The sequence below is a fragment of the Erwinia sp. JH02 genome (assembly GCF_013074405.1).
GTDB lineage: Bacteria > Pseudomonadota > Gammaproteobacteria > Enterobacterales > Enterobacteriaceae > Erwinia > Erwinia rhapontici.
Map to the genome: position 1 here is coordinate 157,290 of NZ_JABANZ010000001.1, position 19,928 is coordinate 177,217.

At 52.4% G+C, this 19,928-nt stretch carries 17 protein-coding genes, 2 tRNA genes and 1 other RNA gene; 10 read left to right on the forward strand and 10 right to left on the reverse strand.

The features are described from left to right. Positions 1-13: 13 nt before the first annotated feature. Both ansA and sppA read right to left on the reverse strand, forming a co-directional pair. Positions 14-1,027 (reverse strand): asparaginase, encoded by a 1,014-nt coding sequence (gene ansA, locus HHI26_RS00715; RefSeq protein WP_133841863.1) that lies wholly within the window; start codon positions 1,025-1,027, stop codon positions 14-16. A gap of 102 nt (positions 1,028-1,129) precedes the next feature. Beyond that, on the reverse strand, positions 1,130-2,986 hold the full coding sequence (gene sppA, locus HHI26_RS00720; protein WP_133841864.1) for a signal peptide peptidase SppA: 1,857 nt from the start codon (positions 2,984-2,986) through the stop codon (positions 1,130-1,132). 193 nt (positions 2,987-3,179) lie between these two features. Here sppA and HHI26_RS00725 point away from each other — a divergent pair, with 193 nt between their 5' ends. From HHI26_RS00725 to HHI26_RS00740, 4 genes are read left to right on the forward strand one after another with little or no spacing between them, the layout of a single operon-like run. After that, complete coding sequence (locus HHI26_RS00725; RefSeq protein WP_133841865.1) at positions 3,180-3,731, forward strand: NAD(P)H nitroreductase; 552 nt, start codon at positions 3,180-3,182, stop codon at positions 3,729-3,731. Positions 3,732-3,740: 9 nt separating this feature from the next. Next, on the forward strand, positions 3,741-4,787 hold the full coding sequence (gene selD / locus HHI26_RS00730) for a selenide, water dikinase SelD (protein ID WP_171148406.1): 1,047 nt from the start codon (positions 3,741-3,743) through the stop codon (positions 4,785-4,787). 18 nt (positions 4,788-4,805) lie between these two features. Beyond that, complete coding sequence (locus HHI26_RS00735; protein ID WP_171148407.1) at positions 4,806-6,728, forward strand: DNA topoisomerase III; 1,923 nt, start codon at positions 4,806-4,808, stop codon at positions 6,726-6,728. Further along, positions 6,728-7,045 carry a YnjH family protein gene (locus HHI26_RS00740; RefSeq protein ID WP_171148680.1) on the forward strand — a complete coding sequence of 106 codons (318 nt, stop codon included), beginning with the start codon at positions 6,728-6,730 and terminating at the stop codon, positions 7,043-7,045. The genes HHI26_RS00735 and HHI26_RS00740 overlap by 1 nt, the downstream gene beginning before the upstream one ends. Positions 7,046-7,112: 67 nt before the next feature. Here HHI26_RS00740 and xthA read toward each other — a convergent pair whose 3' ends face one another. From xthA to HHI26_RS00770, 6 genes are all read right to left on the reverse strand, one after another. After that, the gene (gene xthA, locus HHI26_RS00745) at positions 7,113-7,916 is read right to left on the reverse strand and encodes an exodeoxyribonuclease III (RefSeq protein WP_133841867.1); all 804 of its coding nucleotides are present in this window, start codon (positions 7,914-7,916) and stop codon (positions 7,113-7,115) included. A gap of 134 nt (positions 7,917-8,050) precedes the next feature. Beyond that, positions 8,051-8,179: non-coding RNA, RtT sRNA (locus HHI26_RS00750), on the reverse strand. A gap of 40 nt (positions 8,180-8,219) precedes the next feature. After that, a tRNA-Tyr gene (locus tag HHI26_RS00755) sits at positions 8,220-8,304 on the reverse strand. 71 nt (positions 8,305-8,375) lie between these two features. Next, positions 8,376-8,460 (reverse strand) — tRNA-Tyr (locus HHI26_RS00760). A gap of 144 nt (positions 8,461-8,604) precedes the next feature. Then, the gene (purU, locus tag HHI26_RS00765) at positions 8,605-9,453 is read right to left on the reverse strand and encodes a formyltetrahydrofolate deformylase (protein ID WP_133841868.1); all 849 of its coding nucleotides are present in this window, start codon (positions 9,451-9,453) and stop codon (positions 8,605-8,607) included. 39 nt (positions 9,454-9,492) lie between these two features. Beyond that, positions 9,493-9,954 carry a YchJ family protein gene (locus tag HHI26_RS00770; protein ID WP_171148408.1) on the reverse strand — a complete coding sequence of 154 codons (462 nt, stop codon included), beginning with the start codon at positions 9,952-9,954 and terminating at the stop codon, positions 9,493-9,495. Positions 9,955-10,060: 106 nt separating this feature from the next. Here HHI26_RS00770 and rssA point away from each other — a divergent pair, with 106 nt between their 5' ends. The 5 genes from rssA (at position 10,061) to HHI26_RS00795 (ending at position 15,571) form a co-directional block, all read left to right on the forward strand. Continuing rightward, positions 10,061-10,969, forward strand: a complete 909-nt coding sequence (gene rssA / locus HHI26_RS00775; RefSeq protein WP_159336549.1) for a patatin-like phospholipase RssA — start codon at positions 10,061-10,063, stop codon at positions 10,967-10,969. A gap of 95 nt (positions 10,970-11,064) precedes the next feature. Next, positions 11,065-12,078 (forward strand): two-component system response regulator RssB, encoded by a 1,014-nt coding sequence (gene rssB / locus HHI26_RS00780; protein WP_133841871.1) that lies wholly within the window; start codon positions 11,065-11,067, stop codon positions 12,076-12,078. 194 nt (positions 12,079-12,272) lie between these two features. Continuing rightward, positions 12,273-13,181: a UTP--glucose-1-phosphate uridylyltransferase GalU gene (galU, locus tag HHI26_RS00785; protein WP_133841872.1), complete on the forward strand. Its 909-nt coding sequence runs from the start codon at positions 12,273-12,275 to the stop codon at positions 13,179-13,181. A 26-nt stretch (positions 13,182-13,207) separates the two neighbouring features. Continuing rightward, positions 13,208-14,548, forward strand: a complete 1,341-nt coding sequence (locus tag HHI26_RS00790; RefSeq protein ID WP_133841873.1) for a UDP-glucose/GDP-mannose dehydrogenase family protein — start codon at positions 13,208-13,210, stop codon at positions 14,546-14,548. Positions 14,549-14,563: 15 nt separating this feature from the next. Further along, positions 14,564-15,571: an NAD-dependent epimerase gene (locus tag HHI26_RS00795; RefSeq protein ID WP_133841874.1), complete on the forward strand. Its 1,008-nt coding sequence runs from the start codon at positions 14,564-14,566 to the stop codon at positions 15,569-15,571. A 135-nt stretch (positions 15,572-15,706) separates the two neighbouring features. Here the strand turns inward: HHI26_RS00795 and hns are convergent, their stop codons facing one another. Then, positions 15,707-16,114 carry a histone-like nucleoid-structuring protein H-NS gene (hns, locus tag HHI26_RS00800; RefSeq protein WP_133842144.1) on the reverse strand — a complete coding sequence of 136 codons (408 nt, stop codon included), beginning with the start codon at positions 16,112-16,114 and terminating at the stop codon, positions 15,707-15,709. A gap of 361 nt (positions 16,115-16,475) precedes the next feature. On the opposite strand from hns, the gene tdk reads away from it, so the two are divergent. After that, complete coding sequence (tdk, locus tag HHI26_RS00805; RefSeq protein WP_133842145.1) at positions 16,476-17,102, forward strand: thymidine kinase; 627 nt, start codon at positions 16,476-16,478, stop codon at positions 17,100-17,102. 129 nt (positions 17,103-17,231) lie between these two features. On the opposite strand, the gene adhE is transcribed toward tdk, so the two are convergent. Then, positions 17,232-19,922: a bifunctional acetaldehyde-CoA/alcohol dehydrogenase gene (gene adhE / locus HHI26_RS00810; RefSeq protein WP_133841875.1), complete on the reverse strand. Its 2,691-nt coding sequence runs from the start codon at positions 19,920-19,922 to the stop codon at positions 17,232-17,234. Positions 19,923-19,928 lie beyond the last annotated feature (6 nt).

Sequence of the window (19,928 nt, forward strand, 5' to 3'; positions counted from 1 at the left end):
TTACTCCGTTGGATTAGTCCGGGGTGAGTTCACCACGCAGGTTTTGTTTCATCAGCTGACGAATTTCGTCGCTGGTCAGGTCCTGGCTCAGAAGGAAGTGCAGTTTGGTCAGTGTAGCCTCAACGGTCAGGTCGGCACCACTCACCACGCCAGCCAGGGCCAGAGCGTTTCCGGTGGCGTAACCCCCCATATTGACCTTACCGGACATGCACTGCGTGAGGTTAACGACCACAATGCCGCGATCGGAAGCCTCTTTCAGCTCCTGCAGGAACTCTTTGTTCTGCGGAGCATTCCCGACGCCATAAGAACGCAGGATCAGTGCTTTTACCGGCTGTTGCAGGAAGTTACGCACCACGGCAGCAGAAATGCCCGGATAGATTGTCACCACGCCAATCGGCTGCGGTGTAATCGGATGCACGATCAGCGCTCCCTGGCCTGCAGGTGCGGCAGGGGTATTCAGACGACGAATATGGATACCGGCTTCCAGCAGCGGGGCGAGGTTTGGCGAATCAAACGCATTGAAACCGTCAGCGTGCGCTTTGGTGGTGCGGTTACCGCGATAAAGCGTGTTATTGAAGAATAACGTCACTTCGTTAATCGGATAATTTGCGGCGACAAACAGTGAGTTCAGCAGATTTTGCTGGCCGTCGGAGCGCAGTTGCTCCAGTGGGATCTGTGAGCCTGTCACAATCACCGGCTTGGCCAGGTTTTCCAGCATGAACGACAGCGCAGAGGCCGTAAAGGCCATGGTGTCGGTGCCGTGCAAAATGACAAAGCCATCGTAATTGTCATAATTCTGACGAATGTCATCCGCAATCGATTGCCAGTCCTGCGGAGTCATATCCGAGGAGTCAATCAGCGGCTGGTATTCATGGATGGTGAAATCAGGCATCTCCGGGCGGTGAAACTCCGGCATATTGGCCAGCTGACGTTGCAGATGGCCGGAGACCGGAATAAAGCCGTGTTCAGAGCGCTGCATACCGATCGTACCGCCCGTATAGGCGACGTAAATGGATTTCTTTTGCATTAGTAAACTCAAGACTTGCCAAAAAAGCGCAGTATAAGGGGAAAGGAGAGGAAAAGCAGCCCGACCAGATGGCGTCGGGCTGAATAGTGATCGCGGTCACCGCTATTTGACGTTACCGCAGCTCAGACAGAATGCGTAACGGTTCTGAGGATCATTCAGATCGTTCATCAGTCCTGGCTGATCCTTCATGGCATTCATCACATCCATCATTGGAGCGGGCAGCCAGGCTTTCAGCGTTTCAGGTAACGCCGCATGTGCAGAGGCATCGACCTGGCTGAACAGCACCTCAATCAGGCTGGGGTCATTCTGATACCAGCTGAGCTGCGGCTGCGTGAGTTTAGCCAGCTCTGCAGCTTTGGCGACGGCATCGTCAAAGTCACCCAGGGCATCGACCAGTCCGTTCGCTTTCGCGTCACTGCCGGTCCAGACATGGCCCTGTGCAATCTGGTCAATCTGTTCCGGTGTTTTGTTGCGTGACGTTGCCACCAGGTTAAGGAAGTTTTTATAGCCGTTCTCGATGCTTAACTGCATCAACTGCTGCACTTCCGTCGGCAGCGCCTTGGTGCTGGCAATATCAGCCAGCGGTGAGGTCGCTACGCCGTCCGTGTGCACGCCAATAGCATCCAGCGAGTTCTCAACGGTGTTGATCACGCCGAAAATGCCGATGGAGCCGGTCAGCGTATTCGGGCTGGCAATGATGTAGTTAGCCGGTGTAGAGACCCAGTAACCGCCTGAGGCTGCCATACCGCCCATCGAAACGACTACCGGCTTACCGGCTGCCTTCGCAGCTGCCAGCTCCTCACGGATAGTTTCAGAGGCCGTCACGCTGCCGCCCGGGCTGTTCACGCGGAAGACGATAGCTTTGATTTTCGGATCAAGGCGGGCATCACGGATTTCCATTGCAGTGGTGTCACCGCCCACGCTGCCTGGTGTCTCTTCGCCATCCATAATCGCGCCATTAGCCATGATCACCGCGATGTTGCCATCGGTGGTCGGGGCATTTTTCAGCGGATAGTCATAAATACTGGTGCCGTTATAGTCTTTCGCCTGTTTATCCCAGCCGAATGTTTTCACCAGTTGCTGATCCACGGTGGACGGAGAGGCCAGTTCATCCACCAGTTTGGCGTCTTTGGCATACTGAGCGGTATCGCCACCGACTTTCTGCAGGCCATCCAGCACGCCCTGTGCACCCGGGAAGACCTGATCTGCGGTGATCTGACGGTTGGCCGCCAGCGTATTCACATAGTTTTGCCACAGCTCACCGACCCAGCGGCTGTCGGCATCGCGTGCCGCAGGTGACATATCATCACGCAGGAAAGGCTCAACCGCTGATTTATAGGTCCCGACGCGGAAGACATGGGAACTGACTTTCAGTTTATCCAGCAGCGTTTTGTAGTAGAGACCATTGGTGGCAAAGCCATGCAGATCGACCGTACCCTGTGGGGAGAGGTAAATCTTATTCGCAAAGCTGGCGAGATAATATTGTGCCTGGCTGTAGCTGTCGCCGGTAGCGTAGATCGGTTTGCCGCTGTCGCGGAACTCGCGCAGTGCCTTACCAATATATTGCAGTGACGGCTGGTCAGCGCCCGCAAAATTGCGCAGATCCAGTACCATGCCGGTAATTTTGGCATCGCCTTTGGCCTGGCGAATCGCATCCACCACGTCAAACAGTGAGTTTTCTTTCAGGCGATCGCTACTGGCACCCAGCAGCTGGCGGCCCAGTTTACTCATGGTGTTGCTGACAGACGGTTTGTCGACCACCACACCGCTGAGGTCGACGGTCAGTGCGCCTTTCTGAACATCGGCAGGCGTACTGGCGCTGTTAAACTGGAACCAGAGACCCGCGCCCACCAGGATCAGTAGAATAAGGAAAAGGTTGAGAATAAATTCGCGTACGAAATTCAGCACCCGCCAAGTCCACTTAAAAAAATTAGCGATAATTCGCCACAAGACGCGCATAAACTCTCCATAATCGCAATGAAATACCCGATACGCGTGATGTCGATGACAGCGTAACCGCTAAACCGGGCCGTAATAGCTCACATCCTAATTAGCAGTGGCGTAATTGTCAGCAGGAAAAAGCGCAATGCTGTAACAAAACATCATCCTGTGCTAGTTTCTGCGGGATACAAATTATTATCAGGAGGAAGTTATGGACGCTCTGGAATTACTGGTTAACCGCCGCTCTGCATCCCGTCTGGCTGCGCCAGCTCCGACAGGTGAAGCGCTGGAAAACATTCTGCAGGCAGGTATGCGTGCTCCCGATCACGGCACCTTACAGCCGTGGCGTTTTATCATCATTGAAAATGAAGGGCGCGATCGCTTCAGTGCGCTGCTGGAAAACGTCTCGCGTGATGCACAGCTGGATGATAAAGCCATTGAAAAAGCGCAGCAGGCGCCGTTCCGTGCTCCGATGATTATTACCGTGGTGGCTCACTGTGAAGAGCATCCCAAAGTCCCGCACTGGGAGCAGGTGGTTTCTGCTGGCTGCGCCGTGATGGCAATGCAGATGGCCGCAGCGGCACAGGGTTTTAACGGCATCTGGCGCAGTGGTGCCTGGACAGAAGACGAAGCGGTACGCCAGGCATTTGGTTGCCGTGCACAGGATGCGATAGTCGGTTTCCTCTATCTGGGTACGCCGCAGTTGAAATCCTCTACCACTATCCAGTCGCCAGACAGCGCGCCATTCGTCAGCTATTTCTGAGTGATGCAGATGAACGAGAACACGATTCGTCTGACGCAGTACAGCCATGGAGCAGGCTGCGGATGTAAAATTTCCCCGGCGGTGCTGGATCGTATTCTGCAGAGCGATCACCCGCTGCGCAAAGATCCCAATTTGCTGGTGGGAAATGAAACCCGCGATGATGCGGCCGTGTACGACCTGGGTAACGGCACCTCAGTGGTCAGCACCACCGATTTTTTCATGCCAATCGTCGACGATCCCTACGATTTCGGACGTATTGCTGCGACTAACGCCATCAGTGATATCTGGGCGATGGGCGGCAAACCGATTATGGCGATTGCCATTCTGGGCTGGCCGGTTAACGTACTGGCACCGGAAATTGCGCGTAGAGTGATAGAAGGTGGGCGCAGCGTCTGTGAACAGGCGGGGATCAGCCTGGCGGGGGGGCACTCTATTGATGCGCCGGAGCCAATCTTCGGCCTGGCTGTCACGGGCATCGTCAATACCGACCAGGTAAAACGTAACAGCGAAGCCTTGCCGGGCTGCTGCCTTTATCTCACCAAACCCTTAGGGATTGGTATCCTGACCACCGCAGAGAAGAAATCGTTGCTGCGTCAGGAGCATCAGGGCCTTGCGACGGCCACCATGTGCCAGCTTAATCAGATCGGTGCGGCCTTCGCGGCTGAAGCGGGGGTCAGTGCCATGACGGATGTGACCGGCTTTGGTTTACTGGGACATCTGAGCGAGATGTGTCAGGGTGCCGGATTGCATGCCGATCTGTGGTTCCACGCGATCCCGCGTTTGCCGGGCGTTGAAGAGTATATTTCCCTGGGATGTGTGCCTGGTGGCACCGGGCGTAACTTTGCCAGCTACGGTCAGTTGGTGGGGCCCATGAGCGATATGCAGCGTCATCTGTTGTGCGACCCGCAAACCTCGGGTGGCCTGTTACTCGCCGTTTTACCGGGCGCGGAAGCCGTCGTTGAGGCGATGGCGACCGCACATGCTATTTCGCTAACACCGATTGGCGAACTCCTGACGGCGCAGGCCGGAAGGGCCGTTATTGAAGTCAAACCCTGAGCAGGAATTCACCCCCGGATGCGTTTGTTTATTGCCGAAAAACCCAGCCTTGCCCGTGCTATTGCGGATGTCCTGCCGAAACCACATCGCCGTGGTGATGGTTATATTGCCTGTGGCCCCGACCAGGTGGTGACCTGGTGCGTGGGGCATCTGTTAGAACAGGCGCAACCTGACAGTTATAACAGCCGGTTCGCCCGCTGGTCGCTGGCGGATCTGCCTATTGTGCCGGAGAAGTGGCAGTTGAAGCCGCGACCATCCGTCGCCAAACAGCTCAATGTGATTAAAGGCTTGCTGGAGCAGGCCAGTGAAGTGGTTCATGCGGGGGACCCGGACCGTGAAGGTCAGCTCCTGGTCGATGAAGTGCTGGACTACCTCACCATGCCGGTAGAAAAGCGGGCAAAGGTACAACGCTGCCTGATTAACGATCTCAACCCGCAGGCGGTGGAAAGAGCCATTACGCGACTACGCGAAAACCGCGAATTTATTCCTCTGTGCGTTTCTGCGCTGGCGCGTTCACGCGCCGACTGGCTGTACGGCATCAATATGACGCGCGCCTATACCCTGCTGGGGCGTAATGCAGGCTACGATGGCGTACTGTCCGTGGGGCGTGTTCAGACACCGGTGCTCGGGCTGGTGGTCCGCCGTGATGAAGAAATTGAAAACTTCGTGGCGAAAGATTTTTTTGAAGTGAAAGCGCATATCGTCACGCCAAAGGATGAACGATTTGTCGCGTTGTGGCAGCCCAGTGACTCCTGTGAGCCTTATCAGGATGAAGAGGGGCGTTTGCTGCATCGCCCGCTGGCGGACCATGTAGTGGCGCGTATTGATGGCCAGCCCGCGCTGGTCACCAGCTATAACGACAAGCGTGAGAACGATACTGCACCGTTGCCGTTCTCATTGTCGGCATTACAGATTGAAGCGGGTAAACGTTTTGGGCTGAGCGCGCAGGTTGTTCTCGATACCTGTCAGCGTCTGTATGAAACCCATAAACTGATCACTTACCCGCGTTCTGACAGCCGCTATCTGCCCGACGAGCACTTTGCCGGGCGTCAGGCGGTACTGAATGCCATCCATGCCCATCAGCCCGATCTGACACCACCCGCTGATTTCAACAGCGATCAAAAAAATCGCTGCTGGGATGATAAAAAGGTAGATGCTCACCACGCCATTGTCCCCACAGCACGCAGCAGCCGGGTCTCTTTGACGGAGAACGAACAGCAGATCTACCGGCTGATCGCCACCCAGTATCTGATGCAGTTCTGCCCGGATGCGGTCTATCGTAAGTGCGTGATCGAGCTGGATATCGCAGGCGGCAAGTTTGTGGCGAAGGCGCGTTTCCTTGCTGAAGCGGGCTGGCGTGCGCTGCTGGGCAGCAAAGAGCGTGATGAAGAGAACGATGGCACGCCGCTGCCCGTGGTGGCGAAGGGCGATGAGCTGCTGTGCGAGCGCGGGGAAGTGATCGATAAGCAAACCCAGCCGCCGCGCCCCTTCACCGATGCCACTTTACTGTCGGCGATGACGGGCATTGCACGCTTTGTTCAGGATAAAGATCTCAAGAAAGTGCTACGTGCGACCGATGGTTTAGGAACGGAAGCTACGCGCGCCGGCATTATCGAGCTGTTGTTTAAACGCACGTTCTTATTTAAGAAAGGGCGTTATATCCACTCCAGCCCGGCGGGACGCGCGTTAATCCATTCACTGCCGGAGATGGCCGCGCGGCCGGATATGACCGCGCAGTGGGAGTCAACGCTGACTAAAATCAGTGAGAAGCAGTGCCGCTATCAGGACTTTATGTTCCCGCTGGTAGAGACATTGCACAGTCTTATCCATCAGGCGCGGCAGCAACCCGCTGCGCATGCCTTCCGGGGCTTACCGGCACCGTCGACGAACAAAGCGAAAAAACCGCGCCGTAAGGCGGCAAAAGAGAAGGAGAGCGAGTGATGAAATTGCGTCTGGCTATGTTACTGCTGCTTGCTATCAGCGCCCCAACGATGGCTGAACGTTACATCAGTAACGGTCATGGTAATAATAATGGCAATAACGGTGGCGGAAATGCTGACGTCGTGGTCGATATGCCACCGGAAGTCTGGACTCAGGGTATCCGCAACAGTCAACCTCCGTGTCAACGCTGCTGTATCTATGAGAACCAGAGCTATACCGAGGGGGCAGTACTGAAAAGTGAAGGGGTGCTGTTGCAGTGTGTGCGTGATGAGCAATCGCTGGGAACAAACAATCTTATCTGGCGTATTGTGAAGTAACAGGCATCATTGTTGATGTTGCAGGGCGATGGACCGCCGCCCTGCAACATGACATCAGTACGATGAATTACAGTGAAAACTCTGCCCAAATCGGCGCATGGTCTGACGGTTTTTCCATCCCACGAATATCATAATCAATCCCGGTTGCGATGCAGCGCTCCGCCAGTGGTTTGCTGGCCAGCACCAGATCAATACGCAATCCGCGGTTGTCATCAAAACCCTTAGAACGGTAGTCGAACCATGAGAAACGGTCGTTAGCGTCCGGATTCTGCGCACGCCATGTATCAACCAGCCCCCAGTTCATCAGACGATCCATCCATTCACGTTCTTCCGGCAGGAAAGAGCACTTGCCGGTGCGTAACCAGCGCTTGCGGTTCTCTTCACCGATGCCGATATCCAGGTCGGTGCTGCTGATATTCATATCGCCCATGATCAGAATCTGATTGTCGGTGCTTTGCTGCTCGAGATAGCTTTGCAGGTCGCGATAGAATTTCTCTTTTGCCGGGAATTTGGTCGCATGGTCACGGCTTTCGCCCTGAGGGAAATAACCATTCAGCACGGTCACAATGCCGGATGCGGTCGGGATATCGGCCATGATCATACGACGCTGAGCATCTTCATCATCACCGTCAAAGCCACGGCGCACGGCCAGTGGCTCTGCTTTGGTCATCAGCGCTACGCCGTAGTGGCCTTTCTGCCCGTGGTAAAACACGTGGTAGCCGAGTTTAGCGACCTCTTCGAGGGGGAACATATCGTCGTGAACTTTCGTTTCTTGCAGGCCGATGACATCCGGCTGATGCTGCTCAACGATTGCTTGTAACTGATGAGGGCGTGCACGCAGCCCATTGATATTAAAAGAAAGAAATTTCATAGCACAGGCCATTTTGCGTGGAAAAAGTGGGCGGAATGGTAGCAGGTTTTGCCAGCAGAAAGAAATATTGCTGCGATTGATAAAGGGGATATGAAAGTGTGGAACAAGTTTGGAGGTGTTTAGGTATCTGAAGATGGTGGTGGGGGAAGGATTATTCGTCGCGTCGCTCCTCACCCTTCGGGCCGCCATAAATGGCGTTGTCTCACTGCGTTCGACGCAAACCTTCGGTCGAAGCTTCTCATTCTTCCCCAATGGGAATATGAAAGTGTGGAACAAGTTTGGAAGTGTTTAGGTATCTGAAGATGGTGGTGGGGGAAGGATTCGAACCTTCGAAGTCGATGACGGCAGATTTACAGTCTGCTCCCTTTGGCCGCTCGGGAACCCCACCAGGGGAAGCGTGTTAACAAGTTCAGTATCTTTGCTGGGGAAGCGTAACAGCGTCGCTGCGCGCTCCAGAAATGGTGGTGGGGGAAGGATTCGAACCTTCGAAGTCGATGACGGCAGATTTACAGTCTGCTCCCTTTGGCCGCTCGGGAACCCCACCACTGGCCTGATTACTGTGCTTGTTAAGCGGGGCGCATCATATCAAATGAAGTGATGCTGTAAAGCCCCGTTTTGCATAAAACAGCGTGTTTGCCGTTTTTTTGCCCGGGATGCTGTTTTGTCAGACAAAACAGCATCATCCGGCTCACAAAATGATGGTGCGATTGCCGTAAACAAACACGCGCTGAGCCAGTACCTGATAGAGGGCACGGCTCAGGGCATTTTTCTCAACGTCACGACCCGCACGCATCATATCTTCAGCAGTGTAGGTGTGATCAACATGGATCACGTCCTGCATAATGATCGGGCCTTCATCCAGATTGTCATTCACGTAGTGCGCCGTTGCACCAATGATCTTCACACCGCGCTCATAGGCCTGATGATAAGGACGCGCACCGATAAAGGCGGGCAAGAATGAGTGGTGGATATTGATAATCTGATTTGGATAACGCTGCACAAAGCCCGGCGTCAGCACGCGCATATATTTTGCCAGCACAACATAATCAGGCTGATAGCGGTCAATTTCCGCAGCCATATTATTATCATGCTCTTCGCGGGTTAAGCCTTCATGGCTGACCAGAACGAAGGGAATGTCAAAACGCTCAACCAGCGTGCGCAGCGTGTCATGGTTACCAATCACGGCGGCAATTTCGACATCCAGACCACCGTAGGCGCTTTTCATCAGCAGGTCGCCCAGGCAGTGCGCTTCTTTCGTCACCAGAATAACAATTCGGCGACGGCCGGCAGGTTGCAGCTCACGCACGGAGCCAACGGGCAGGGCGCTGTCGAGATCCGCCAGCAGCGTACTGTCGTTAAAGATGCCTTCCAGCTCAGTGCGCATAAAGAAGCGCCCGGTGCGGTGATCAACAAACTCATTGTTTTGCACAATGTTCAGTTCGTGTTTGTAGCAAATATTGGTGATTTTCGCGATCAACCCTTTAGCATCAGGGCAGATAGTGCGTAGAACTTTACGTTGCAGTGTTTGCGCTTGCATTGCGATGGTAATCCTGTCGATACAAAAGGGAAATCCGGGTCACGACTGACCACAGCATTTCTTGTATTTTTTGCCAGAGCCACAAGGGCACCGGTCATTACGCCCGATTGGCGGGAAAGTTCCGTCAATATAGTACCAGCGTTGTTCCTCACGAAGAAAGCGCGAACGTTCATGAATAAAACTTTCACGCCCATTTTCCGTCAATCGGGCAAAAAATGTCACATAACCCTGGGGTTTATCCGGCAATATTTCACTGCTAATAACGGTTAATCCCCGCCATTGAGTGTGAGCATAGCTCTCTTCAATACTGGCTGAGAATCGTTCTGCGTGGCACGACGGATGCCAGGTTGCCACCAGATAAGCCGTATCATGCTTCACATAAGCACTATAGCGCGAGCGCATCAGGCTTTCTGGTGTGTCAGGGAGAGCGTTCCCGTTTAGATACGATTCGCAACATAGGCTATACTGCAATCCGCTACCGCACGGACAATGTTCAGACACGTTGACTCCGGAAGTTTTATAACAGGTAAGAAGATTTTCAGGCGTCATGATAACCGGGCAGACGCGGTGATGCCATTTTGTTCGTTGAGCACTGGCCAGAGGTGGAATGAGACAGGTAAAAATCGGGCTTGCGCTGGGATCGGGAGCAGCCAAAGGATGGGCGCACATTGGTGTAATTAATGCCCTTGAACGTGCCGGAATTCGAATTGACGTGGTAGCAGGATGCTCCGTTGGCGCGCTGGTGGGCGCTGCCTATGCCACTCAGCGCCTGCCGCTGATGGAACGCTGGGTGCGTTCTTTCAGCTACTGGCAGGTCATTCGCCTGATGGATTTCTCCTGGCAGCGTGGCGGGTTAATCCGTGGTGAACGCGTCTTCAGTCATGTCCGTAGTTTGATCAACTGCGACACTATCCAGCAGTGCGACCTGCCTTTTGGTGCCGTAGCGACGAACCTCAGCACCGGGCGCGAGCTGTGGCTGACGGAAGGCGATCTGCATCAGGCCGTACGTGCTTCCTGTAGTATGCCAGGCTTACTGGCGCCGGTGAGCTGGAATGGCTACTGGCTGGTGGATGGTGCGGTCGTCAATCCTGTTCCTATCTCTCTGACGCGCGCGTTGGGAGCAGATATCGTTATTGCGGTCGACCTTCAGCATGATGCACATCTTATGCAGCAGGAACTTTTCTCCGTAACGCCAGAATCGGATGGCGATACTCACTTACCTGCACCAAACAGTTGGAGCGGTAGACTGCGCCAGCGTATCGGGCGCATCACGTCGCGTAAAATGCAGTATACGCCCGGCGCGATGGAGATCATGTCCACCTCTATTCAGGTTCTGGAAAACCGGCTTAAGCGTAATCGCATGGCTGGGGATCCTCCTGATGTACTGATACAACCACTCTGTCCGCAAATCTCCACTCTGGATTTTCACCGGGCAGAGGAAGCGATTGAAGCGGGGAGATTATCCGTTGAGAAAAAAATGGACGAACTGTTACCGCTGGTGCGTGACAGACAATAGCGTGGTCGATTAAGCATGCTACTTCAGGCAATTCTGAGAGGCGCAAAAGGCGTTTATAGACCACTATTGAGGTATCTGTCATGCAGGGGGACACAATGGAAAAGCCATTAAGCGGAAAACATATTCTCATCGTCGAGGACGAAGTCGTTTTCCGGTCCCTGCTGGATAATTTCCTCACTGCATTGGGCGCTATTGTCACTCTGGCGGATGACGGCGTCCATGCTCTTGAAACCATGACGCATTCGCTTCCCGACCTGATGATTTGTGACCTCGCCATGCCGCGCATGGGCGGCATTCAACTGGTTGAGCATGTGCGTAGCAAGGGCGGAACACTGCCTATCCTCGTTATCTCAGCCACGGAGAACATGTCGGACATTGCGCATGTTCTGCGTCTGGGCGTGCAAGATGTCCTGCTTAAGCCTGTAAAAGACCTTGGGCGCCTGCGCGAAGCTGTTTTTGAATGCCTCTATCCCTCAATGTTTACCTCTAAAGTGGAAGAGGATGAGCAATTGTTTCAGGACTGGGACGCGCTGGTCAGCGATCCTAAGGCTGCCGCAAAACTGTTGAAAGAACTGCAACCCCCCGTGCAACAGACGATTGCCCACTGCCGGGTGAACTATCGTCAGCTCACCATGGCCGAACAGCCAGGACTGGTGCTGGATGTCGCAGCGTTGTCAGAGAAAGATCTGGCTTTCTACTGTCTGGATGTCACCCGGGCAGGCGACAACGGGGTGCTGGCTGCCTTGTTATTGCGGGCACTGTTTAATGGCCTGTTGCAGGAACAGTTGTCAGGGCAGGGACCGCGTTTACCCGAACTGGGTGCATTACTTAAACAGGTCAATCTTTTATTGCGTCAGGCCAACCTGAAAGGGCAATTTCCGTTGCTGGTTGGCTATTACCACCAGGGTTTAAAGAACCTGATTCTGGTTTCTGCTGGTTTAAACGCCACTCTCAATGTTCATCCTCATCAAATTCAGTTGAGCAACGGTGTCCCTCTTGGCACGCTCGGCGGTACACATCTTAATCAAATTAGCCAGCGTTGTGATGCCTGGCAATGTCAGGTATGGGGCGCCGGAGGGCGGCTGCGCCTGATGTTGTCTACAGAATGACCACCCCGTGACTATTTTCATCTGGCCCTGGCAGACAGGGCCAGAGATAAGCTTTACACTTGGGTAATAGTCTTAATTTGCGCTGAAATGGTCTAACCAGGATAAATCCGCGTGGGTTCAACTGGTATACTCACTTCGTTTTTTAACTCGACATATCAAGTAATAACTTGAACGGCCTAAAGAGAGGTACTTTGATGTCTGCCTATAAGTCCAAAGTAAAAAAAGCGGTTATCCCGGTTGCTGGTTTGGGAACGCGTATGTTACCTGCCACAAAAGCGATTCCAAAAGAGATGCTGCCGCTGGTTGATAAGCCGCTGATTCAGTATGTCGTAAACGAATGTATCGCCGCAGGAATTAATGAAATTGTGCTGGTTACGCACTCTTCCAAAAACTCCATCGAAAACCACTTCGACACCAGTTTTGAGCTGGAAGCGATGCTGGAAAAACGTGTTAAGCGTCAGCTGTTGGAAGAGATCCAGTCCATCTGCCCTCCGCACGTCACCATCATGCAGGTCCGTCAGGGTCTGGCAAAAGGCCTGGGCCACGCTGTCATGTGTGCCTGGCCGGTGATTGGTAATGAGCCTGTTGCGGTGATCCTGCCCGATGTGATTATCGACGAATACGAATCTGACCTGTCTAAAGAAAACCTGGCAGAGATGATGAAGCGCTTCGACGAAACCGGTCATAGCCAGATTATGGTTGAGCCGGTAGCGGACGTAACGGCCTATGGCGTTGTTGATTGCCAGGGCGCAGAGCTGAAGCCAGGCGACAGCGCCCCGATGGTCGGTGTGGTCGAGAAGCCAAAAGCGGACAAAGCACCTTCCAACCTCGCGGTTGTAGGTCGCTACATTCTGTCTGCGGATATCTGGCCACTGCTGGCGAAAACCCCTCCAGGTGCGGGTGATGAAATCCAGTTGACGGATTCTATCGCTATGCTGATGGAGAAAGAGACCGTAGAAGCTTACCACCTGAAAGGTGTGAGCCACGACTGTGGTAACAAACTGGGCTACATGCAGGCTTTCGTTGAGTACGGTGTGCGTCACAACACACTGGGCAGCGATTTTAAAGCCTGGCTGGAAACCACCGTCGGTAATAAAAAGTAAGTTTAATTTCTAACCGGGACAATTCAATGAAAGTCACCGTATTTGGTATCGGCTATGTTGGTCTGGTTCAGGCTGCAGTTCTGGCCGAAGTCGGACATGACGTTCTTTGCATCGATGTCGACGAGAACAAAGTCGAGAATCTGAAGAAAGGGATCATTCCTATATTTGAACCGGGCCTGACGCCGCTGGTTATGCAGAACTATGAGGCGGGTCGCCTGAAGTTCTCCACGAACGCCGAAGATGGCGTCAACCATGGTGTTATGCAGTTTATCGCTGTTGGTACGCCTCCGGATGAAGATGGTTCGGCTGACCTGAAATATGTTACAGCGGTTGCGCGTACTATCGCGCAGCACATGAAAGACCACAAAGTGGTGCTGGACAAGTCAACCGTTCCAGTCGGTACGGCTGACCGTGTGCGTCAGGTCATGGAAGAAACCCTGAAAGGGCGCGGCGTTTCGCTGACCTTTGATGTGGTCTCTAACCCTGAATTCCTGAAAGAAGGTGCGGCAGTCAGCGACTGTATGCGCCCGGAACGTATCGTTATCGGTACGGACAATGATGACGTTGTCGAGCTGCTGCGTGAGCTGTACGAGCCGTTCAATCGTAATCACGATCGTATGATCTTGATGGATATTCGTAGTGCTGAACTGACCAAGTATGCAGCAAACTGCATGCTGGCGACTAAAATCAGCTTTATGAACGAAATCTCCAACCTCGCCGAGCGCCTGGGTGCAGATGTTGAAAAAGTCCGTCAGGGAATTGGTTCTGATTCGCGCATTGGCTACTCGTTCATCTATCCGGGCTGCGGTTACGGTGGTTCCTGCTTCCCGAAAGATGTGCAGGCACTGATTCGCACCGCTGAGCAGATTGGCTACACGCCACGTCTGTTGAAAGCCGTGGAAGACGTTAACGATTCGCAGAAAAATAAGCTGCCAACCTTTATCAAGCGTCATTTTGGTGAAAATTTGCAGGGCAAAACCTTTGCCGTGTGGGGGCTGTCATTTAAGCCAAACACCGATGACATGCGTGAAGCCTCCAGTCGTGTTCTGATGGAAGCATTATGGCAGGCAGGGGCAACGGTTCAGGCCTTTGATCCAGAAGCCATGGACGAAGCACAGCGCATCTATGGCCACCGCAGCGATCTGAAGCTGATGGGAACCAAAGAAGCGGCACTTCAGGGAGCAGATGGCCTGGTTATCTGTACTGAATGGCAAAACTTCCGTGCGCCTGATTTTGATGTGATTAAAAATGCTCTGAAAGAACCCGTGATTTTTGATGGTCGTAACCTGTATGATCCAGAAAGAATCAGCAAACGCGGTTTTGTTTATTATGCAATCGGCCGCGGAGCATCTCTACAAATTGCATAATTAAACGAGGGTAGTATGAAATATCTGGTCACCGGCGCAGCAGGCTTCATTGGCTTTCATGTCACGCAACGTCTGCTTGCCGCCGGTCACCAGGTTGTCGGGCTCGACAACCTGAATGATTATTATGATGTTAATCTCAAGATGGCACGTCTTGATTTGATTAATACTCACCCCGAATTCACCTTTGTGAAAGGCGATCTTGCCGACCGTGAAGGGATAGCCGAACTGTTCCGCAACCAGCGCTTCCAACGCGTTATCCACCTTGCCGCACAGGCAGGTGTCCGTTACTCACTGGAAAACCCACTGGCCTACGCAGACGCTAACCTCATTGGCCATCTTAATATTCTGGAAGGGTGCCGCCACAATAAAGTGGAACATCTGCTGTATGCTTCTTCCAGTTCAGTCTATGGCCTCAATCGTAAAATGCCATTCTCGACGGATGACTCCGTTGACCATCCTGTATCGCTGTATGCGGCGACCAAGAAGGCGAATGAGCTGATGTCGCATACCTATTCTCATCTCTACGGTATTCCCACCACGGGGCTGCGCTTCTTTACAGTATATGGTCCCTGGGGACGTCCGGATATGGCGCTGTTTAAGTTTACCCGCGCTATTCTTGCGGGTGAAAAAATCGACGTTTATAACCACGGACAGATGCGCCGCGACTTTACCTATATTGATGATATTGCCGAGGCGGTTGTACGCCTGCAGGACGTCATTCCGCACGCAGATAAAGACTGGACGGTGGAAACCGGCAGCCCGGCAACCAGCTCTGCACCTTACCGAGTATATAATATCGGCAACAGTCAGCCTGTGACGCTGATGGCGTATATTGAAGCGCTGGAAAAAGCACTGGGGCAGGTGGCTGAGAAAAATATGTTACCGATGCAGCCCGGTGATGTGATGGAAACCAGTGCCGATACCACGGCTTTATATCAGGTTATCGGCTTTAAGCCGAAAACGTCGGTAGAAGAGGGTGTGGCGAGCTTTGTCGACTGGTACAAAGGCTTTTACCCGGTTTAATTTGGGTTTGCGTAACTAAAGAAAAAGGAAGCCATCGGCTTCCTTTTTTTATCCGTGCCCGGTGATAACGACTAAAAATAGGACCAAAAAAACCCCATTTAATTATGGGGTAGTAGAAAAGGACCCTGAGCAGAATTACAGAAGAAAGTCTTCCAGCTTTTTGCCTTGCTCTTCAATGGCTTTTTTGATAACTGCTGGAGTACGACCCTGACCTGTCCAGGTTTTGCTTTCGCCATTCTCATCGATGTAAGAATATTTAGCAGGACGCGCAGCGCGTTTAGCTTTACCTGGTGCTTTAGCCGCGGCCAGAGTAGACAGTAATTCATTTGGATCAATACCATCAGCGATCAGCATATCGCGGTATTGCTGAAGTTTACGTGTACGTTCTTCAACTTCTGCCTGCGCCTGGTTATCTTCATCGCGACGTTCATTCACGACAACTTCCAGTTTTTCCAGCATTTCTTCCAGAGTTTCCAGGCTACATTCTCTTGCCTGAGCACGCAGTGTACGGATGTTGTTCAGAATTTTAAGTGCTTCGCTCATTGTCCAATTCTCTAAATTATATTGATAGGGATGTTTCTGCCTGATAATAATAGTGTTCGCCATTCGGAACTGCAATAGTTAATTTTGTAAGAAAGCTGAATGAGCTAATAAAGCATAATGTTGAGTTAAAAAATGAGAGCCAAAATATGATGTGCTAGCTAAATAATGCGCTTTTTAGTCGATGATTGCACAGATGGAACACTCTCTCGTTAACATTTGTTAATTGTTAAACCCTGCACGGACTGTGCGATACATACCACTTTGCTACTATTTACCCCCTGGTTATTACATGTGGCAGGGCGTGAACAACCGTGTTTATGTTACACTCCGGCCATCTTAAGTGACATTCGGAGCGGAGCTCATGGCTCAACTTTATTTCTATTACTCGGCCATGAACGCCGGTAAGTCAACGGCATTGCTGCAGTCCTCATATAACTATCATGAGCGCGGCATGCGCACGCTGGTGTATACCGCAGAGATTGATAATCGCTTTGGTGCAGCCCGGGTGAGTTCACGTATTGGGCTTTCTTCTCCGGCTAAATTGTATAATAACAGCACGTCGCTGTTTAGTGAGATAAACGCAGAGCATCAGATCGAACCGATTCACTGTGTGCTTGTGGATGAAAGTCAGTTTTTGACACGCGATCAGGTGAAAGCATTATCTGATGTTGTTGATAATTTAGATATACCTGTACTTTGTTATGGTTTGCGTACAGATTTTCGCGGCGAGTTATTTATCGGCAGTCAGTATCTGCTGGCCTGGTCAGATAAACTGGTTGAATTAAAAACCATCTGCCACTGTGGCAGGAAAGCCAGCATGGTATTGCGTCTTAATGAAACAGGAAAGCCCTTTAAAGAAGGGGCTCAGGTAGAGATTGGCGGCAATGAGCGTTACGTTTCAGTGTGTCGTAAACACTACTATGAAGCGCTGGACAGTGGCTCTTTGGTGGCTATCTATGGACATCGTCATTCTGAAGACAGTGTCTGACAGTATTCTTTTACGTTAAAGGTTTAGGTAGTACGCGTTATTCCGTTTATAAGTATTGCTTACTATTTTATGCCCCTTTATGTATAAAAAAACCCGCCAGATGGCGGGTTTTTTTGTGTCACGATGGATTTAACGTTTCACTTTACGTTCTGTTTTCTTAACGTCGGCGGCAGAATCAGTCGCTGTTACCGCTTCGGCCAAATTGGCGAAGGGCTCAACAAAGTCACGGCCGTAGAAGCTATCCAGCATAATCTGTTTCAACTCAGCAATGAGCGGATAACGTGGGTTAGCGCCGGTACACTGGTCATCGAAAGCATCATCGGCCAGTTTGTCGACTTTTGCCAGGAAGTCTGCTTCCTGGACGCCCGCTTCGCGGATGGATTTAGGAATGCCCAGTTCCGCTTTCATGCCATCCAGCCAGACCAGCAGTTTTTCGATTTTCTGCGCAGTACGGTCGCCCGGTGCGCTGAGACGCAGGTGATCGGCGATTTCGGCGTAACGACGACGCGCCTGAGGACGGTCATACTGACTGAACGCGGTCTGTTTAGTCGGGTTGTCGTTAGCGTTATAGCGGATGACGTTGCAAATCAACAGCGAGTTCGCCAGACCGTGTGGGATGTGGAATTCAGAACCCAGTTTATGAGCCATTGAGTGACAAACCCCAAGGAAGGCGTTGGCAAAGGCGATACCTGCAATGGTCGCGGCGTTGTGAACGCGCTCACGTGCTACCGGATTTTTCGCCCCTTCGTTGTAACTGGCTGGCAGGTTTTCCTGCAGCAGTTTTAACGCCTGAAGCGCCTGGCCGTCAGAGTATTCGTTAGCCAGCACAGAAACGTAGGCTTCCAGTGCGTGGGTCACGGCATCCAGTCCACCGAAGGCGCACAGGGATTTCGGCATATCCATCACCAGATTGGCATCGACAATCGCCATGTCCGGGGTCAGCGCATAGTCTGCCAGTGGGTATTTCTGGCCTGTAGCATCGTCGGTAACAACCGCAAACGGTGTCACTTCTGAGCCGGTCCCTGAGGTGGTGGTCACCGCGATCATTTTCGCTTTCACGCCCATTTTCGGGAACTTGTAGATACGTTTACGGATATCCATAAAGCGCAGTGCCAGTTCTTCGAAAGAGGTTTCAGGGTGTTCGTACATGACCCACATGATTTTCGCTGCATCCATCGGTGAACCACCGCCCAGGGCGATAATGACGTCAGGTTTGAACGAAAGCATCTGCTCAGCACCTTTGCGTACGATACTCAGCGTCGGGTCGGCTTCCACTTCGAAGAACACTTCAGTTTCAACGCCACGTGCTTTCAACACGTTAACGACCTGGTCTGCATAGCCGTTGTTAAACAGGAAGCGGTCGGTCACGATAAAGGCGCGTTTCGCCCCATCGGTGGCCACTTCGTCCAGAGCAATAGGCAGTGAACCGCGGCGGAAGTAAATAGACTTAGGAAGCTTGTGCCACAACATATTCTCTGCTCGCTTGGCCACGGTTTTCTTGTTGATCAGATGTTTTGGTCCGACGTTTTCAGAAATCGAGTTACCACCCCATGAGCCGCAGCCCAGTGTCAGTGATGGGGCGAGTTTGAAGTTGTACAGGTCACCGATGCCCCCCTGAGAAGCAGGGGTGTTAATCAGAATACGCGCGGTCTTCATTTTATCGCCGAAGTAGTTCACGCGTTCACGTTCATTATCCTGATCGGTGTACAGGCAAGAGGTATGACCGATACCGCCCATTGCCACCAGTTTTTCTGCTTTGCTTACCGCGTCATTGAAATCTTTGGCACGGTACATGGCCAGGGTCGGAGACAGTTTTTCGTGGGCAAAAGGCTCTGACTCATCGACCAGTTTCACTTCACCAATCAGAATCTTGGTGGTGCCCGGAACGGTGATGCCGGCCATTTCCGCAATTTTCACCGCAGGCTGTCCAACGATGGCAGCATTCAGTGCGCCATTTTTCAGAATGATGTCCTGAACGGCTTTCAGCTCTTTGCCCTGCAACATATAACCGCCGTGGCTGGCGAAGCGTTCACGAACGGCTTCATAAGCACTGTCGACAACAATAACGGATTGCTCAGAGGCGCAGATAACGCCGTTATCGAAGGTTTTTGACATCAGAATAGAGGCTACGGCACGTTTGATATCCGCAGTTTCATCGATCACGACAGGGGTGTTACCTGCACCAACGCCGATGGCAGGTTTACCAGAGCTGTAGGCCGCTTTCACCATACCCGGACCGCCGGTTGCCAGAATCAGGTTGATATCCGGGTGATGCATCAACTGATTGGACAGCTCAACAGAAGGGACATCAATCCAGCCGATAATATCTTTTGGAGCACCCGCAGCAATGGCGGCCTGCAGAACAATATCTGCGGCTTTATTCGTGGCGTTTTTAGCACGTGGGTGCGGCGAAAAGATGATCCCATTACGGGTCTTCAGACTGATCAGTGCTTTAAAGATAGCGGTCGAGGTTGGGTTAGTCGTTGGGACGATACCGCAGATTATGCCGGTGGGCTCTGCGATAGTGATCGTACCGAAGGTGTCATCGGTGGCGAGAATACCGCAGGTTTTTTCGTCTTTGTAGGCGTTATAGATGTATTCGGAAGCGAAGTGGTTTTTGATCACTTTATCTTCAACGATACCCATGCCAGATTCGGCAACGGCCATTTTAGCCAGTGGGATACGGGCATCTGCTGCGGCAAGCGCGGCGGCGCGGAAGATTTTGTCTACTTGTTCTTGGGTGAAGTTGGCATATTCACGCTGTGCTTGTTTAACACGTTCAACCAGTGCATTAAGTTCAGCGATATTAGTAACGGCCATGTGGCT

Coding starts and splice junctions, on each gene's coding strand:
- HHI26_RS00790 (WP_133841873.1), top strand. CDS start 13,208: ATGAAAGTCACCGTATTTGGTATCGGCTATGTTGGTCTGGTTCAGGCT.
- purU (WP_133841868.1), bottom strand. CDS start 9,453: ATGCAAGCGCAAACACTGCAACGTAAAGTTCTACGCACTATCTGCCCT.
- selD (WP_171148406.1), top strand. CDS start 3,741: ATGAACGAGAACACGATTCGTCTGACGCAGTACAGCCATGGAGCAGGC.
- HHI26_RS00795 (WP_133841874.1), top strand. CDS start 14,564: ATGAAATATCTGGTCACCGGCGCAGCAGGCTTCATTGGCTTTCATGTC.
- rssB (WP_133841871.1), top strand. CDS start 11,065: ATGGAAAAGCCATTAAGCGGAAAACATATTCTCATCGTCGAGGACGAA.
- sppA (WP_133841864.1), bottom strand. CDS start 2,986: ATGCGCGTCTTGTGGCGAATTATCGCTAATTTTTTTAAGTGGACTTGG.
- tdk (WP_133842145.1), top strand. CDS start 16,476: ATGGCTCAACTTTATTTCTATTACTCGGCCATGAACGCCGGTAAGTCA.
- galU (WP_133841872.1), top strand. CDS start 12,273: ATGTCTGCCTATAAGTCCAAAGTAAAAAAAGCGGTTATCCCGGTTGCT.
- ansA (WP_133841863.1), bottom strand. CDS start 1,027: ATGCAAAAGAAATCCATTTACGTCGCCTATACGGGCGGTACGATCGGT.
- adhE (WP_133841875.1), bottom strand. CDS start 19,922: ATGGCCGTTACTAATATCGCTGAACTTAATGCACTGGTTGAACGTGTT.
- HHI26_RS00725 (WP_133841865.1), top strand. CDS start 3,180: ATGGACGCTCTGGAATTACTGGTTAACCGCCGCTCTGCATCCCGTCTG.
- rssA (WP_159336549.1), top strand. CDS start 10,061: ATGAGACAGGTAAAAATCGGGCTTGCGCTGGGATCGGGAGCAGCCAAA.
- HHI26_RS00740 (WP_171148680.1), top strand. CDS start 6,728: ATGAAATTGCGTCTGGCTATGTTACTGCTGCTTGCTATCAGCGCCCCA.
- xthA (WP_133841867.1), bottom strand. CDS start 7,916: ATGAAATTTCTTTCTTTTAATATCAATGGGCTGCGTGCACGCCCTCAT.
- HHI26_RS00735 (WP_171148407.1), top strand. CDS start 4,806: ATGCGTTTGTTTATTGCCGAAAAACCCAGCCTTGCCCGTGCTATTGCG.
- hns (WP_133842144.1), bottom strand. CDS start 16,114: ATGAGCGAAGCACTTAAAATTCTGAACAACATCCGTACACTGCGTGCT.